Annotated in this window: 7 protein-coding genes and 3 rRNA genes; all 10 read left to right on the top strand. The window is 54.9% G+C overall.

Annotated features, from left to right (window positions below; genetic code table 11):
• Positions 1 to 5: 5 nt before the first annotated feature.
• The 10 genes from pheT (at position 6) to CJ187_RS04340 (ending at position 17,110) form a co-directional block, all read left to right on the top strand.
• The gene (gene pheT / locus CJ187_RS04385) at positions 6 to 2,630 is read left to right on the top strand and encodes a phenylalanine--tRNA ligase subunit beta (RefSeq protein WP_102217267.1); all 2,625 of its coding nucleotides are present in this window, start codon (positions 6 to 8) and stop codon (positions 2,628 to 2,630) included.
• A 122-nt stretch (positions 2,631 to 2,752) separates the two neighbouring features.
• Positions 2,753 to 3,244 (top strand): flavodoxin domain-containing protein, encoded by a 492-nt coding sequence (locus CJ187_RS04380; protein ID WP_102217268.1) that lies wholly within the window; start codon positions 2,753 to 2,755, stop codon positions 3,242 to 3,244.
• A 325-nt stretch (positions 3,245 to 3,569) separates the two neighbouring features.
• On the top strand, positions 3,570 to 4,094 hold the full coding sequence (locus tag CJ187_RS04375; RefSeq protein WP_102217278.1) for an arginine repressor: 525 nt from the start codon (positions 3,570 to 3,572) through the stop codon (positions 4,092 to 4,094).
• Positions 4,095 to 4,190: 96 nt separating this feature from the next.
• The gene (locus CJ187_RS04370; RefSeq protein ID WP_102217269.1) at positions 4,191 to 5,435 is read left to right on the top strand and encodes an argininosuccinate synthase; all 1,245 of its coding nucleotides are present in this window, start codon (positions 4,191 to 4,193) and stop codon (positions 5,433 to 5,435) included.
• 36 nt (positions 5,436 to 5,471) lie between these two features.
• Complete coding sequence (gene argH, locus CJ187_RS04365) at positions 5,472 to 6,890, top strand: argininosuccinate lyase (RefSeq protein WP_102217270.1); 1,419 nt, start codon at positions 5,472 to 5,474, stop codon at positions 6,888 to 6,890.
• Positions 6,891 to 6,948: 58 nt separating this feature from the next.
• Positions 6,949 to 8,214, top strand: a complete 1,266-nt coding sequence (tyrS, locus tag CJ187_RS04360) for a tyrosine--tRNA ligase (RefSeq protein WP_102217271.1) — start codon at positions 6,949 to 6,951, stop codon at positions 8,212 to 8,214.
• Positions 8,215 to 8,736: 522 nt separating this feature from the next.
• A 16S ribosomal RNA gene (locus tag CJ187_RS04355) occupies positions 8,737 to 10,291 on the top strand.
• A gap of 430 nt (positions 10,292 to 10,721) precedes the next feature.
• A 23S ribosomal RNA gene (locus CJ187_RS04350) occupies positions 10,722 to 13,868 on the top strand.
• Between the two features lie 218 nt (positions 13,869 to 14,086).
• Positions 14,087 to 14,204: ribosomal RNA gene (gene rrf / locus CJ187_RS04345) — 5S ribosomal RNA — on the top strand.
• Together the 16S, 23S and 5S rRNA genes form the textbook arrangement of a ribosomal RNA operon.
• A 635-nt stretch (positions 14,205 to 14,839) precedes the next feature.
• Positions 14,840 to 17,110: a bifunctional metallophosphatase/5'-nucleotidase gene (locus CJ187_RS04340; RefSeq protein WP_102215588.1), complete on the top strand. Its 2,271-nt coding sequence runs from the start codon at positions 14,840 to 14,842 to the stop codon at positions 17,108 to 17,110.
• Positions 17,111 to 17,266 lie beyond the last annotated feature (156 nt).

The raw sequence follows: 17,266 nt of genomic DNA, 5'->3' as shown, positions 1-17,266 counted from the left end.
CAAAAATGCCTAACGTACCTATCTCTTGGTTAAAAGACCACGTTGAGGTCCTGCCGGGCACGGACGCGCGGACACTCGCGCAGGCCCTCGTGAAAGTCGGGCTGGAGGAAGAAGAAATCCACCCCGCGCAGGTAACGGGCCCCCTCGTGGTGGGTAAAGTCCTCACGCTGGACGCGAAAAAGCAAACGAACGGTAAGGTCATTAACTACTGCCGCGTTGACGTTGGGACGCACAATGACCCGCCCGGAACGGGCAAGGAACCGTCCGAACTGCCATCACGCGGCATTATCTGCGGGGCCCATAACTTCGGTGTCGGCGACTACGTGGTGGTGTCGCTGCCGGGCGCAATCTTGCCGGGCGAGTTCAAAATCAGTGCCCGCAAAACATACGGCCACATTTCCGATGGCATGATTTGTTCTGAACGGGAACTGGGGCTGGGCACAGATCACGATGGCATTATTGTGCTCAACAAGCAGCACGCAAAAGAGGACATTCCCCCCATCGGGGAAGACGTGATTGAGTTCTTGGGATTAGGACAAGAACTACTTGAAATCAATGTCACCCCCGATCGCGGATACTGCTTCTCGATGCGCGGGGTGGCGCGCGAATACGCGCACTCAACGGGCGCGCACTTTGCCGACCCCGGGCTGGCAACTACTCCGGAAGCAAACGAGAAGGGCTTCCCCGTAGAAGTTGAAGACGACGAACCATTGCGCGACCACGTTGGTTGCAACCGCTTCGTCACCCGCGTGGTACGCGGCGTTGACCCACAAGCCCCAACTCCTCGGTGGATGGTTGAGCGGCTCGAAGCAATGGGGATGCGTTCGGTTTCGCTCGCGGTCGACATCACCAATTACGTGATGCTCGACCTGGGCCAACCATTGCACGCCTACGACCTATCCGACCTAGCCGGCCCACTAGTGGTCCGGCGCGCTCACCCGGGGGAGAGCCTGCGGACCCTCGATGACGTGGAGCGGAACCTGGATCCGGAGGACCTGCTGATTACAGACTCGCCCGACGGTAAGCGGGCGAGCCGCATCCTGGGGCTTGCCGGGGTAATGGGCGGGCAGTACTCCGAAGTGGAGGAGTCCACGACCGACGTCTTGATCGAAGCTGCGCATTTTGATGCCGTATCGGTTGCCCGTTCAGCACGCCGGCACTTCTTACACTCGGAAGCGTCAAAGCGGTTTGAACGGGGCACGGACCCGTTGCTCCCACCCGTGGCGGCGGACATGGCTGCACGTCTGCTCGCAAAGTACGGGAATGGCTCAGTTGATCACGGCGTGTTCGACCTGAATTTCGTGCCGGATCCCGAACTCATCATCATGCCGGTCATGGAGCCACAACGTCTCACGGGCGTCGCGTATCCGCCCGAGCGGGTAGTGGAACTTCTGGAAGAAATCGGGGCGCAAGTGGAAGGAGATGATCCACTGCAGGTCACGGTGCCGTCTTGGCGGCCAGACCTGAAACAACCGTGTGACCTGGTCGAAGAGATCGCCCGCCTAGACGGATACGACAACATTCCTTCCGAACTTCCACAGGCACGGGCCGGTCAGGGTGTTCCCCCGCGGATGATGATGCGCCGCCGCACGCAGCATCTACTCGCTGACCTTGGGTTCGTTGGGGTTGGATCCTACCCGTTCATCGGTGATGCACACGACCTGCAGCTGATCCCTGATGATGACGAGCGCCGGCAGACAATCGAACTGCGGAACCCGCTCGTAGAGGCGCGCCCGAAACTGCGTACCAACGTGTTGGATTCGCTGCTGGACGTGGCTCGGCGCAATCGCGCGCGAGGAGCGGAATCAATCCGGGTTTTCGAAATGGGAATGGTAGCCCGCCCGCAGGGCGTAGTCCCGCACGATATTCCTTCAGCGCAGCAGCGTCCCCACCCCAAAGAAGTAGGTGGCTTGCATCGCGGTACACCTAAGCAGCCGTGGCACCTGGGGGTTGTTGCCGGAGGTCGTGCGCAAGGCGGGGACCTCGAGCGCGACTACGATTGGAAAGACGCCACGGAACTTGTGCAAGAACTGGGCCGTGAACTGGGAGTAACCATCCAGATCAGCGCGCTGTACCGGCAACCGGGCGGGCAACTGCCTCACGGGCGTCCGACACCAAAACCACTGCAAGACCCCGCGTATGCAGCGCCCTGGCACCCGGGGCGCAGCGGAATCCTATTCGTTTCACAAAAGAAGCGGATTGTTTCCATTGGACGCGTTGGTGAGCTGCACCCACGCGTAATCGATGCGTACGCCCTGCCTGCCAGGTCGATCGCTTTGGAACTTGACCTGGAGGCTTTGTTCAAACTAATCCCAGACACGCCGGTGGAGCCGCACGCGATTTCCAGTTATCCGCCTGTCAAGGAAGATATTGCGATCGTTTTGGACCAGCAGATTCCAGTTTCGATGGTGCTCGACACGATCCGCTCGGCTGGTGGTCCGCTGCTAGAAGACGTTTCGCTGTTTGACGAATATGTGGGAGACCAGATTGAGGAGGGGAAGCGTTCCCTCGCGTTCGCGCTTCGCATGCGGGCCACAGATCGCACGTTGAAAGCGAAAGAAGCTGCGAAGGTGCGTGGGGAGATAGTGGATAAATTATCGAACCAGTTGGGTGCCAAACTGCGGGCTTGACAAACTGACGCGCGGTTTTGCATACAAATGGAAACAGTTTTTACCTGAGTATGTTGCGGAAATCTCCCCACTCTGGGACCTTATGAGTGGGGAGAAATCCAATTGAATGACAAAATGAGGGTATGAAGATTTTGGTTGTTTGGGCTTCCCGCCATGGAGCGACGAAGGAAGTCGCTGATGTTGTGCGAGAAGAGTTGTCAAACGGTGGCCACGAGGTGACGTTAAAAGAAGCTAGCGAAGTGACCACGCTCGATAACTACGACGGCGTAGTTCTTGGGTCTGCAGTTTATTTGACGCAGTGGGTTGACACGATGCGTCGGTTCGTTTCGAAGTTTTCGAAGCAGTTGCGCGAAAAACACTTGTGGGCATTCTCTGTGGGCCTGTCTGGAGTGCCGGGTGGAAACGTGGTGGATCCGGTCCGGGTCGGGCCAGTTTTGCTACGGATTAATCCGATTGACGAAACTACTTTTGCCGGCCGTCTGGAGCCGCGGGAGTTATCTTTGAGGGAACGTTCCGTAGCCCGGCTGGGTGGTGCGCAAGAGGGAGACTATCGGGATTGGGACGAGATTCGGCGCTGGAGTCGCTCCGTTTCTGATATGGCGAAAACTCTTTAAACACTCGTGCGCGCGAGCGCGACTGCGGACTCGAGCACGTGTGGTCGGCTGCGCGTACAAGAGCGCGCACAGGATAAGTTCGCGAGTGAGTGGGATCGCTCGCAGTTAAGTGGGCTAAGTTGACGATTCGGGCACCGAGATCATTCTCGGTGCCTGTCGTGTTTAGTGGCCTGAATGCGGGTTTGGCATCGCTGCGGGTTCAGTTGGTCCGCAAAGATATTTGCATGTATACTCTTTTGCATGAATGACTATTCGTTAAGTGGGGGGGTACCCACATGACGCGGATGATACTCGTGCAACCAGTGAAGAACGGTAGTGGATGCAAATGAGCGAGCCAGAAATTATGCGTAGAACACCTGACTCAAAGGCGGGGCGCCACGCAATTATCGAACAGATCCTGTCTACCCAGGCAATTACGTCGCAATCCGAGCTGCGCGAAGCCTTGCAGGAGCGGGGTATCAGCGCCGCGCAAGCCACATTGTCGCGCGACTTATTGGAGATCCGCGCTACCAAGGTTAGAGACGCCGACGGCCGCCAGGTGTACGCGATTTCTAAGCACGAGGAGATTTCTGGTAGCGACACTCCAACTGCCGCCCAGTTGCAAAAATGGGCGTCAGACCTGCTTGTTGGCGGTGCGACAGCCGGGAACCTCATTGTATTAAGAACGCCCGCAGGAGCCGCGAACCTACTGGGGTCCGCGCTCGACTATGCCCGTCACGAACCCGTCCTGGGGCTGGTGGCGGGGGACGACACGATCATTGTGGTGTGCACTTCGGCGCAAGCCGCATCGGAATATTGCGAGCAGTTGCTCGACTGGGCTGAAGGCAAAACGCAAACCGAAGGCAAGTAACCGAAGGCAAAGCCCAAACCGAACGCAAGTAACCGAAGCTAAGGCATAAACCGAACGCAAGTAACCGAGCGGGAGACCGCGCAATTAGGAGTTGAAATGACTGATAAGAACCGTATTGTATTGGCCTACTCCGGTGGTCTAGATACCTCAGTGGCAATCGGTTGGATAGGTGAGCAGACCGGCAGTGAAGTGATTGCGGTGGCCGTGGACGTGGGGCAGGGCGGTGAAGACCTGGAGGTCATCCGCCAGCGCGCGTTGGACTGCGGGGCTGTGGAGGCCTACGTGGCGGATGCGCGCGAGGAATTCGCGGATGATTACTGCATTCCCGCGCTTAAGGCAAACGGGTTGTACCAGGGTAAGTACCCGCTTGTTTCCGCGATTTCGCGGCCGTTGATTGCGAAGCACCTGGTGCGGGCGGCCCGCCAGTTCGGGGCGACAACTATGGCGCACGGGTGTACGGGTAAGGGTAATGATCAGGTTCGTTTCGAGGTGTCGTTCACGTCGATGGCTCCGGATTTGAACTGTATTTCGCCGGTGCGGGATTTAGCGTTGACGCGGGATGTGGCGATTGATTATGCAACGAAGCATGATTTGCCGATTGAGACGACTAAGAATAACCCGTTTTCGATTGACCAGAACGTGTGGGGCCGGGCGATTGAAACGGGTTTCTTAGAGGACTTGTGGAATGCGCCCACCAAGGACGTGTATTCGTATACTGACGATCCGACGTACCCGCCGCTGCCTGATGAGGTTGTGATTTCGTTTGAGCAGGGGGTACCCGTTGCGCTCGATGGTAAGCAGATGAGCATGCTGGAGATTATTCAAGAGCTGAATCGTCGCGGTGGAGCGCAGGGGATTGGGCGGATTGATATTGTTGAGGACCGCTTGGTTGGCATTAAGTCTCGCGAAATTTATGAGGCCCCTGGGGCGATGGTGTTGATTGAGGCACACAAGGAGCTGGAGAACGTAACGATTGAGCGTGAGCAGGCCCGTTTTAAGAGCCGGGTTGACGAGCGGTGGGCGGAGTTGGTTTATGACGCTCAGTGGTTTTCGCCGTTGAAGGGTTCTTTGGATGCGTTTATTGAGGATACGCAGCGTTACGTCACGGGGGATATTCGGATGACGTTGCATGCGGGGCGGGCAACCGTCACGGGGCGGCGTTCAGATTCGTCCTTGTATGATTTCAACTTGGCTACGTACGAGACTGGTGACACGTTCGATCAGTCGCATTCGCGCGGGTTCATTGAGATTTATGGGATGGCTGCGAAGTTGGCGGCGGCACGCGACGTGCGGTTCGGAAATGGGGTCGACTTCGGGGTTGGTAACCTAGCGAACGAGTGAGTTAGCTAGTTAGCCCGCGATATTTTGGAGGTAGTTGTGGTTCAAGGCGCTGATCAGAAGGTGAGTTTGTGGGGTGGCCGGTTTAGTGGTGCGCCCTCGCAAGCGTTGGGAGCGTTGTCGGTGTCCACGCATTTTGATTGGCGCTTGGCACACGTGGATATTGCGGGTTCGAAGGCCCATGCCCGGGAGTTGGCGCGGGTTGGTTTGTTGACGTCCGAAGAGTTAGAAAAGATGCTTGAGGCGTTGAGTCAGTTGGATGCGGACGTTACCTCGGGTGTTTTTGCGCCTAATTCGGATGATGAGGACGTACACACCGCGTTGGAGCGGGGCCTCATGGAACGGGCGGGTGCGTTGGGTGGCAAGCTGCGTGCGGGCCGGTCGCGGAATGACCAGATTGCGACGCTTATCCGGATGTATTTGCGTGAGGAAGCGGGGCATCTGGCGGGTAACGTGTTGGATTTGGCGTCGGCTTTGATTGGGCAGGCGAAGGCTGTGGGGGATGCGGTGATGCCGGGGCGGACGCACATGCAGCATGCACAGCCGGTGCTCGTGGCCCACCATTTGTTGGCGCACGTGTGGCCGTTGTTGCGCGATGTGCAAAGGCTGGTGGATTGGGATCGGCGTGCGGCGAAGAGCCCATATGGGGCGGGTGCGTTGGCTGGGAACACGTTGGGAATGCATCCGGAGCGGATCGCTAGTGAACTGGGTTTCGACGCGGCGTGTGAGAACTCGATTGATGCCACGTGCGCGCGTGATGTTGCGGCGGAGTTTTCGTTTATCGCCACCATGCTGGGGGTTAATCTCTCGCGGCTTGCGGAAGAGATTATTATTTGGAACACCGTGGAGTTTGGGTATGTCACGTTAGATGATTCATTTTCTACGGGCAGTTCCATAATGCCTCAGAAAAAGAACCCGGATATTGCGGAGCTGGCGCGCGGTAAGGCAGGTCGGATGATCGGCGATTTGACGGGGTTGATGTCGGTTTTGAAGGGGCTTCCCCTGGCGTATGATCGCGACCTTCAAGAAGATAAGGAACCGGTGTTCGACCAGGTTGATACGTTGGACGTGCTGCTGCCTGCGATGACGGGGATGGTGGAAACCATGGTGTTGCACACGGAACGCATGGAGTATTTGGCGCCGCGTGGGTTTTCGCTCGCGACTGATATTGCAGAATGGCTGGTTAAGCGCGGGGTCGCGTTCCGGCAGGCGCATGAGATTTCGGGTCATTGCGTGGCGCTTGCCGATAAGACGGGGCGGGAGCTGTGGGATTTGACGGATGCGGAGTTCGCGCAGATTCACTCGGCCTTAACGCCTGAGGTTCGCAGCGTTCTGTCTGCTCACGGTTCGGTGTCTGCGCGTAGCGGCAAGGGGGGTACTGCTCCGCAGCGGGTGCGTGAGCAGCTTGCGGATGCGCAGCGCGAAGTGGACAATTTACGCGCCAAGTTTGACGCGTAGGCGGCTGTGTGCGGGATAATAGCCACGTCTAATTTCATTTTCTTGGAAGGAAGTTTCAGTGACTGACCTGATTGAAGAGCTGCAATGGCGTGGGTTGATTCGCCAGCACACGGATTTGGATGCGTTGCGCAAGACGCTTAACTCCGGGCCGGTCACTTTCTATTGTGGTTTCGATCCGACCGCACCTTCTTTGCATCATGGTCATTTGGTGCAGTTGATTTTAATGAGGCACTTGCAGCGCGCTGGGCATAAGCCGCTTGCTCTCGTTGGGGGAGCGACGGGCTTGATTGGTGACCCGCGTATGTCTGGTGAGCGGAAGTTGCAGTCTCGTGACACGGTCGCGGGTTGGGTTGAGAAGCTGCGGGAGCAGATCAGTAGGTTCCTAGATTTTGAGGGGCCCAATGCGGCTCAGATGATTAATAATCTGGATTGGACGAGCGAGCTTTCCGCGATTGATTTGTTGCGCGATTTAGGTAAGTACTTCCGGTTGGGCACGATGTTGAGTAAGGACACGGTTGCCAGGCGGCTCGAGTCGAAGGAGGGCATCTCGTTCGCTGAGTTCGCCTACCAGATTCTTCAGGCAAATGATTTCTTGCAGCTGTACCGCCGGTACGGGTGTGTGTTGGAAACCGGTGGGGATGACCAGTGGGGCAACCTGGTGGGGGGCATGGACCTCATCCATAAGACGGAGGGGAAGGATGTTCACGTCTTAACCACGCCGCTCATCACGAAGGCTGATGGCACGAAGTTCGGTAAGTCCGAGGGTGGTGCCGTGTGGCTTTCTGCGGACATGCTGACCCCGTACGCGTTCTACCAGTTCTGGTTGAACGTCGACGACGCAGACGTGATTCGGTTCCTGAAGGTGTTCACGTTCGTGCCTCGTGAGGAGATTGAGCAGCTGGCTGTACAGGTGGAGCAGGCTCCACACAAACGGGCTGCGCAGAAGCGTTTAGCTGCGGAGGTGACGGAATTGGTTCACGGCCCACAGAATCTTCAGCAGGTAATAGCTGCTACAGATGCGCTGTGGGGTCGTGCCGATTTGCATGAGGTAGATGCGGGGACTCTAACGGCAGCGACGAGCCAGTTGCCTAATGGCACGGTAAAAATTGGTGAGGACACGATAGTTGACGCACTCGTCGCAGCTGGTTTGGAGAAGGGGCGGGGAGCTGCTCGGCGTACCGTAAGCTCCGGTGGTGCCTACATTAATAACCAGAAAGTAGCCGGGGAAGACACGGTGATTAAGGCTAGTGATCAGCTTGCCGACGGGTCAGTACTAATCCGGAGGGGAAGGAAGAACCTCGCCGTCTTGTTCCCACAGGGCTGACGGACGTTACTTGAGGCCTCTTCGCGGCTGAACGCTATTTCGGGAGCGCGCCAGCAAGGCGAAAAAACAAGTGGAAATGTGGTGTCGCGTAAGTCACCACATATCCATTTGCATATCTAAAAGCAGATCGTCTAAAGTTAATGATCGTTGCGAGGGAGTGATTCGGGAAACCGAGTCTTCCGCAGCAACTAAAGCAAACTAAAGATGACGTGTTTGAAACAACAAAGTTTGATTTTGACATCCGATTCTTTCTCGGTTATGCTTGAGAAGCTGCACAAATGAAGCGGTAACGCTCGTGCAGCAATATCACACTCACATGAATGACTAGCGATTAGTATTCGCTTCTCGCGTGTGTGGTGGGGTTGTTTGTGAACTTGATAGTGTGTTTTCTTGGCTTTTTTGCTTTTTGTTTTTGTTTTTTCTTTTGTTTTTTGGTTGGGGTTGGCTGCTGCTGGCTGGTTGATTGGTTTTTTGGCTGGTTGTCTGGTTGGTGGTGGTTTGCTTTCTGAATGTTTTTGTTTTTGTTTGGAGAGTTTGATCCTGGCTCAGGACGAACGCTGGCGGCGTGCTTTACACATGCAAGTCGAACGGGATCCATCTTGATTCTTTTTGTTTCTTGGTGGTGAGAGTGGCGAACGGGTGAGTAACACGTGAGTAACCTGCCCTTTTCTTTTGGATAACCGCATGAAAGTGTGGCTAATACGGGATATTCTGCTTCCTTCGCATGGGGGTGGTGGGAAAGGCTTCAATGTTTTTGTTGTTGTGGATTGGGATGGGCTCGCGGCTTATCAGCTTGTTGGTGGGGTGATGGCTTACCAAGGCTTTGACGGGTAGCCGGCCTGAGAGGGTGGGCGGTCACATTGGGACTGAGATACGGCCCAGACTCCTACGGGAGGCAGCAGTGGGGGATTTTGCACAATGGACGCAAGTCTGATGCAGTGACGCCGCGTGAGGGATGACGGCCTTCGGGTTGTAAACCTTTTTCGCTGGGTTGAAAGGCCGCTTTTGTGGTGGTTGATTGATACTGGTAAAGAAGTACCGGCTAACTACGTGCCAGCAGCCGCGGTAATACGTAGGGTACTAGCGTTGTCCGGTTTTATTGGGCGTAAAGGGCTTGTAGGTGGTTTGTCGCGTCTGTCGTGAAATCCCATGGCTTAACTGTGGGCTTGCGGTGGGTACGGGCAGGCTTGAGTGCGGTAGGGGAGACTGGAATTCCTGGTGTAGCGGTGGAATGCGCAGATATCAGGAGGAACACCGGTGGCGAAGGCGGGTCTCTGGGCCGTTACTGACGCTGAGGAGCGAAAGCGTGGGGAGCGAACAGGATTAGATACCCTGGTAGTCCATGCTGTAAACGTTGGGCACTAGGTGTGGGGGGCCGTTTTGGTTTTCTGCGCCGTAGCTAACGCATTAAGTGCCCCGCCTGGGGAGTACGGCCGCAAGGCTAAAACTCAAAGGAATTGACGGGGACCCGCACAAGCGGCGGAGCATGCGGATTAATTCGATGCAACGCGAAGAACCTTACCAAGGCTTGACATGCACCGGGCGGGGTTTTAATCGACTCTTCTTTTTGCTGGTGTGCAGGTGGTGCATGGTTGTCGTCAGCTCGTGTCGTGAGATGTTGGGTTAAGTCCCGCAACGAGCGCAACCCTTGTCTAGTGTTGCCAGCAACATTTTTTATGGTTGGGGACTCTCTAGGGACTGCCGGGGTTAACTCGGAGGAAGGTGGGGATGACGTCAAATCATCATGCCCCTTATGTCTTGGGCTTCACGCATGCTACAATGGATGGTACAGAGGGTTGCGATACTGTGAGGTGGAGCTAATCTCTTAAAGTTGTTCTAAGTTCGGATAGTAGTCTGCAATTCGACTGCTTGAAGGTGGAGTCGCTAGTAATCGCAGATCAGCATTGCTGCGGTGAATACGTTCTCGGGTCTTGTACACACCGCCCGTCACGTCACGAAAGTTGGTAACGCCCGAAGCCCGTGGCCTTATGGGGAGCGGTCGAAGGTGGGATTGGCGATTGGGACGAAGTCGTAACAAGGTAGGCGTACCGGAAGGTGCGGCTGGATCACCTCCTTTCTAAGGATTTTTGCTTTTTGCTTGCTGGCTTGGTTTGTTCCTGCTGTGTTTGGGTGGGGGCTGGGTTGGTGAGTTTCCTTGGTTTTGGATTTTTTTGAGGGATTAAACAGGGGCTTTGAGTGTTTTTACTGCTTGGTGGGTGTGAGTGTTTTGCTTGCTCTGCTGGGTTGGGCTGGGATTTGCTTGCTGGTGCTGCGCGTGTTTTTGTGTGTGGTGTTGGTGGGGCATGCTATCGGGTTTAGGGTCAATTCCTTTTGTGGCCTTTGGCTTCATGTTTCTTGCTGCTGGTTTTTGCTGGTGGTGGGGGGTGTGGTGGTTGGGTTGTTGGTGAACTGTATAGTGGTTGCGAGCATCTTTTTTGTTTGTTTGTTTGTATTGTGTTTTGTTGTTGTTTTTTGTTTGTGTTCTTGTTTGTTTTTTGGGTTTGGTTTGTTTTTTGTTTTGGGGCGTTCGGTGGATGCCTTGGTGCTTGGAGCTGATGAAGGACGTGGTGGTCTGCGATATGCCTTGGGGAGTTGACGAGCGAGCTGTGATCCAGGGGTTTCCGAATGGGGTAACCTGACTGGGCTTTGGCCTGGTTACCAGCCTTTGAATGTATAGGGGGTTGGGGGGAACGTGGGGAAGTGAAACATCTTAGTACCTGCTGGAAGAGATATTCTGTGAGTAGTGGTGAGCGAAAGTGGATGATGGCTAAACTGTGTGCGTGTCAAGGCGGCAGCTGTTGCGCATGTGGGGTTGTGGGATATGTTTTTTGGTTCTTCTGCCGGGGGGCCGGGTAGTGATAAATGCAAGTGGGGAGCTGAATAGTTTGGGATGGCTGACCGTAGTGCGTGATAGTCGTGTAGGTGGTTCCTGTTTGCCTGCCTTGAGTGTGTCCCGAGTAGCAGTGGGCTCGTGGAATCTGCTGTGAATCTGCCCAGACCACTGGGTAAGCCTGAATACTACCAAGTGTCCGATAGTGGATAGTACCGTGAGGGAATGGTGAAAAGTACCCCGGGAGGGGAGTGAAATAGTGCCTGAAACCGTGCGCTTTTAATCCGTCAGAGCCAGTCGACCATGTTTTTTTGTGGTTGTGGTGATGGCGTGCCTATTGAAGAATGAGCCTGCGAGTTAGTGGTGCGTGGCTTGGTTAACCCTTTGTGGGGTAGTCGTAGCGAAAGCGAGTCTTAAATGTTTTTGGGCGTTTGTGGTTGCGTGCTCTAGACCCGAAGCGGGGTGATCTACCCATGGCCAGGTTGAAGCGATTGTAGTAGGTCGTGGAGGACCGTACCCACCTAGGTTGAAAACTGGGGGGATGAGTTGTGGGTAGGGGTGAAAGGCTAATCAAACTCCGTGATAGCTGGTTCTCCCCGAAATGCATTTTGGTGCAGCGTTGCGTGGGCCGGGTGGTGGTAGAGCTACTGGTTGGTTGAGGGGCCGTTTGGTTACTGACGTCAGCTAAACTCCGAATGCCGTCTTGGTTTTTGCGTGGCAGTGAGACTGTGGGGGATAAGCTTCATAGTCGAGAGGGAAACAGCCCAGATCATCGGTTAAGGCCCCTAAGGGTGTGCTGAGTGGGAAAGGATGTGCAGTTGCATTGACAATCAGGAGGTTGGCTTAGAAGCAGCTATCCTTGAAAGAGTGCGTAATAGCTCACTGGTCGAGTGATTGTGCGCCGACAATTTAGCGGGGCTTAAGCACGCCGCCGAAGCCGTGGCAGCATAATGGTTTTTTGTTGTGTTGGGTAGGGGAGCGTCCTGCGTGTGGTGAAGCTGGCACGTGAGTGTTGGTGGAGTGCGTGGGAGTGAGAATGCAGGCATGAGTAGCGTTTGACGGGTGGGAATCCCGTCCGCCGATTGACTAAGGGTTCCAGGGCTAGGTTTATCCGCCCTGGGTTAGTCGGGTCCTAAGGCGAGGCCGACAGGCGTAGTTGATGGATGACCAGTTGATATTCTGGTACCGGTGTTGTTTCGATCGTGCTGACAAAGTTGTGCTAACCATCATCCACAATGCGACCGTGCTCTTTCGGGAGTGTGGTTGCGGGTGGGTTTTGGGGTCCCTTCTTGGGTAGGCAAGCGCGTTAACAGGGGTGACGCATTGAGGTAGCCTGCGCTGGCCGGTGGTTGTGCCAGTCTAAGGTTGTGGCCTGCTGTCTTGGTAAATCCGGGTGGCTGCACTTATTGTGCGAAGGTGAGGGCTGATGGGCCTGCGCGCGTTGGCGTGTGGGTGTGGGTGATCCTGTGGTGTCTAGAAAAGCCTCGGCGTTAGAAGCAATACTGCCCGTACCCATAACCGACTCTGGTGGTCAGGTAGAGTATACCGAGGCGGCGAGTTAATCATGGTTAAGGAACTCGGCAAAATGCCCCCGTAACTTTGGGATAAGGGGGGCCAAACCCGGACATGGCTTTTTCAGGGTTGTGGTTTGGGTTTGGTCGCAGTGATTTGGCAGAAGCGACTGTTTATCAAAAACATAGGTGTGTGCGAAGCCGTAAGGCGATGTATACGCACTGACGCCTGCCCGGTGCTGGAAGGTTAAGCGGAAGGCTTAGCCACTCTTTTGGGTGGCGAGGGTTTGAAGTTAAGCCCCAGTAAACGGCGGTGGTAACTATAACCATCCTAAGGTAGCGAAATTCCTTGTCGGGTAAGTTCCGACCTGCACGAATGGCGTAACGACTTCTGCGCTGTCTCGACCATGAACTCGGTGAAATTGCAGTACGAGTAAAGATGCTCGTTTCGCGCAGCAGGACGGAGAGACCCCGGGACCTTTACTATAGCTTGGTATTGGTGGTTGGGTGTGTTTGTGTAGGATAGGTGGGAGACTTTGAAGCGCTCATGCTAGTGGGTGTGGAGTCGTTGTTGAAATACCACTCTGATACTTCTGATTGTCTAACTTTCGCCCGTGATCCGGGTGGGGGACAGTGCCTGGTGGGTAGTTTAACTGGGGCGGTTGCCTCCTAAATGGTAACGGAGGCGCTCAATGGTCTTCTCAGCCTGGTTGGTAATCAGGTGTTGAGTGTAAGTGTAGAAGAAGGCTTGACTGTGACACTGACGGGTGGAGCAGGTACGAAAGTAGGAACTAGTGATCCGGCAGTTGCTTGTGGAAGCGCTGTCGCTCAACGGATAAAAGGTACCCCGGGGATAACAGGCTGATCTTGCCCAAGAGTTCATATCGACGGCATGGTTTGGCACCTCGATGTCGGCTCGTCGCATCCTGGGGCTGGAGTTGGTCCCAAGGGTTGGGCTGTTCGCCCATTAAAGCGGTACGCGAGCTGGGTTCAGAACGTCGTGAGACAGTTCGGTCCCTATCCGCTGCGCGCGTTTGGAAACTTGTGAAGGCCTGTCCCTAGTACGAGAGGACCGGGACGGACGAACCTCTGGTGTGCCAGTTGTACTGCCAGGTGCATGGCTGGTTGGCTACGTTCGGTATTTTTGGATAACCGCTGAAAGCATCTAAGCGGGAAGCCGGCTTCGAGATAAGGTTTCCCACCCACGCTTGTGGGGTGAGACTCCCAGTAGATGACTGGGTTGATAGGCCAGGTGTGTAAGCCTTGTGAGGGGTTTAGCTTACTGGTACTAATAGTCGAACAGGAAAAACAAGCTCATAACAGACCCAAGGAACAACGGGGACGCGAGTGCAGGAAACAACCCCCCCACCTACGGCACGAGGACACTAGCTGGTGCCACGTGTTAAAAGGAGGGGAGCACAATAAAGAGAATGAGCAAACATTAAGGTTTTGCACGCATACCACTATACGGTTCACCACCAACCCACCAACCAACCAAAACACATGGGGGGGGTTGACACGCATAGTTTTGTGTGGTGGTCATAGCCTAGGGGAAACGCCCAGTAACCATTCCGAACCTGGAAGCTAAGCCCTAGCACGCTGATGGTACTGCAACCGGGGGGTTGTGGGAGAGTAAGACACCGCCACACACAAAAACAATAAAAAAGGGGGGCCAACACACTAACGTGTGTTGGCCCCCCCAAAACACACCCACACACCCAACACGCACACACCCACACACGCATGCTGGCCAGGGCCTGTGGTGAAAACTTACATGGTGAGTACTTCTACGGTGAAGACTGGGTGTGTTAATTGGTTCCCACGTACCCCCCCCTATAGCGTGTCGGGTGGATGGACGGGTTGCAGGCTCGTGCTGGTTACATTGGCTTCGCCGTTTAGTGTCGGGCCACGCGTAACAAGCCAACCCCCCCCGTGGTGAAGCAACGAAGCACACAACAAGAGGGCAGGCCCAGCACCCATCCAAGCAAGACAAAAACAAAAAGCGGGGGCGGGGCGGGCTAGTTACCCCACCCAAAACACCCACGCGGAAACACCAGCGTGAACACTCCCCCCCCACCACACACCACAAACAACTGCCACTTTGTGAGACTCACGAAGTACTCTCTCAGATGAGCCGTCGCCGCAGATGAAATCTATGCTGTTAAGTTATCGGTTACCTAGAATTAAGATAGGTGCTAGCGAAAAAAGTGGCGACGTGTAACACTAAGGTCGTGACTAATTGGCCACAATCTGGTAACTGAAGCTGAGGAGCTTAGGAGAACGCATGAATACGTTCAGACGAACCGCCGCAGCACTGGGAGTTTCCGCTCTCGCACTGCTGTCCTTCCCGCAAGCCGCGCTTGCTGACGATACAACCAGCGACGGCGGCGCTGATGTCGTAGAGCTGGACCTTTACAAACTCACAGATGTTCACGGTCACATAGACCAAGTCAAAAAAGACGGTAAGGTTACAGAAGCAGGTATCGCATCCATGGGATGCTACCTAGATGCAGCCATGGCTGACAACGAGAACAGCTCGTTTACCTTGCTCGGCGATAATATTGGCGCGTCCCCTTACCTCTCCGCAGCGCTCAAAGACAACCCCACTATCGAAGCGCTAAACGAACTACATCCCGAAGCGTCAACCATTGGGAACCACGAACTAGACATGGGGCAGGATGTATTCAAAGCTAGGGTAGATGGCTCAGACCCCGAGTTCGTACAGCTGCAATTCCCCTACCTCGGAGCCAACGTCGAAGGCCTCGGGGAATACAAAGCAGCGGACGGAACAATGAAACCCTACCTGGGGGACTACGTCATTAAAGAAATGCCAGCTGGCGCGAAAGTAGCGTTCATCGGCGCAATCGCACAAGACGTACCCTACAAACTGTCACCCAAAACAACAGAAGGCATGGAGTTCAACGATCCTATCGAACGGATCAACACCCTCGCCAAAGACCTCAAAGAATCTGGCAAAGCAAACGTGGTCGTAGCCATGCTTGACGACGACGTTAAAAACAACTACCCGAAGATGGGTAAATACGTAGATGCCCTCATGGGTGGCGACACGCACGTGCCATATGACTTCGACATGGTCTCCGGATCTGAGGGCAACAAGCTCTCCGCAGTGGCCTCAGGGAGCTACACAGACAACCTCGGCCTCATAGAAATTAAATACAACACGAAAACCAACAAAGTTGTCGAATCAAACGCAGACCTCATCCCCGCAGAAAAAGTAGCCGAATGCGGGCAGAAGACACAGATCCAAGAAAAGATTGACAAAGCCAAAGAAGCTTCCGAAGCTAAAGGAAACGAAATCATTTCTTCGAACGTGAACGGCCCATTCAAACGCGGCGTGTTCACAGAAGCGGGCGGGCGAACCTCACCGGGTTCAAACCGAGGGATTGAATCCTCCCTTGGCGACCTGGTTGCCGACTCATTTAAAGAACGCGTCAAAACCAAAGAAGGTAAAGGCGTTGACATCGGCATCATCAACGCCGGTGGTTTGCGCGAAGACCTGATCCCCAACGAGAAAGGTGAAGTCACCTACCAGCAAACCTTCGCGGTACAACCATTCTCGAACTACGTGGGGTACACCTCCATCACCGGTGCGGACTTCAAAGAGCTCCTAGAACAGCAGTGGAAGACCAATTTGAGCAGCCAAAACTCGCGTCCAATGCTGAAACTAGGTTTGTCCTCAAACGTGTCCTACACGTACGACCCAGCTGCGGAGTTCGGCAAACGAATCACCTCCGTGCTGATCGATGGTAAGCCCGTGCAAGCAGACAAGAAATACACAATCGGCTCATCCGTGTTCATCCTCGAAGGTGGGGACTCGTTCCCAGCAATCACCAAACAGGGGGACCCGATCGTGTCCGACGGGGTTGACCGCGACCTGTTCAACGACTACCTGAAGAGCAAAGACACCATTAAACCACGCGAAATCAAAGGCTCGGTAGGTGTAACACTACCGAAAGACCCAGTGGAAAACGGTAAAGAAATCTCGATTGCTCTACGCGGACTCTCATTCTCTGAAGGACCATCAATCACCAAGCAAGTGAGCGTGAAGGTTGGTGACACGGAAGCGAAAGCAAACGTAAACAACGATCTCACGGATGCGAACGCAGAAAACGAGAAAGCAATCATCACTACCGATGGTGCAGGGCAAGCCAGCGTCAAAGTGAAAGCACAAGCGGACTGCGACGCGAACGCGGGTAAAAACGTGGCGCTACCGGTGCGAGTGTCCACCGACTTTGGGGAAGTAGTGAAAGCAGACAACGGTCTTGCTGTAACTGTTAACTGCCCAAAGAAAGCTACCACACCTGGCACTAACCCATCAGAAGGGGGCAACCAGCAAGGCGGCAACCAAGGTAACCAAACCACACCGCCAGCGAACAACAACGCTGGTACAAAACCGGGCCACGTTGCGAACGGCAAGCACAACGTAAGCGGGAAACTGGTTCGCACAGGTGCACAAGTAACCGGTGTTGTAATCGGAGCTGCCGCGCTGCTCGTACTGGGCGCTGGACTAGTTTACGCAATGCGCCGCCGCTAACAAACGGCACAACAAAAGTAGTTACGCGCAACCAAGCTAGCGCATAAACGCCGCACCCCGGTCAGAAAACGCTAGCGGACACAGGCAGCGAAACTACACAGAAGGTGGGCTGCAGTACCAATCCAATGGACTGCAGCCCACCAGTATATCGGAGCG

This window comes from Gleimia hominis (assembly GCF_002871945.2).
Taxonomy (GTDB): domain Bacteria; phylum Actinomycetota; class Actinomycetes; order Actinomycetales; family Actinomycetaceae; genus Gleimia; species Gleimia hominis_A.
This window is presented reverse-complemented; position numbering and strand designations above follow the sequence as displayed.

Bases quoted from the DNA above. Each gene is read 5' to 3' on its own strand.
- CJ187_RS04370 (WP_102217269.1), top strand. From the start codon at position 4,191: ATGACTGATAAGAACCGTATTGTATTGGCCTACTCCGGTGGTCTAGAT.
- CJ187_RS04375 (WP_102217278.1), top strand. From the start codon at position 3,570: ATGAGCGAGCCAGAAATTATGCGTAGAACACCTGACTCAAAGGCGGGG.
- CJ187_RS04340 (WP_102215588.1), top strand. From the start codon at position 14,840: ATGAATACGTTCAGACGAACCGCCGCAGCACTGGGAGTTTCCGCTCTC.
- pheT (WP_102217267.1), top strand. From the start codon at position 6: ATGCCTAACGTACCTATCTCTTGGTTAAAAGACCACGTTGAGGTCCTG.
- CJ187_RS04380 (WP_102217268.1), top strand. From the start codon at position 2,753: ATGAAGATTTTGGTTGTTTGGGCTTCCCGCCATGGAGCGACGAAGGAA.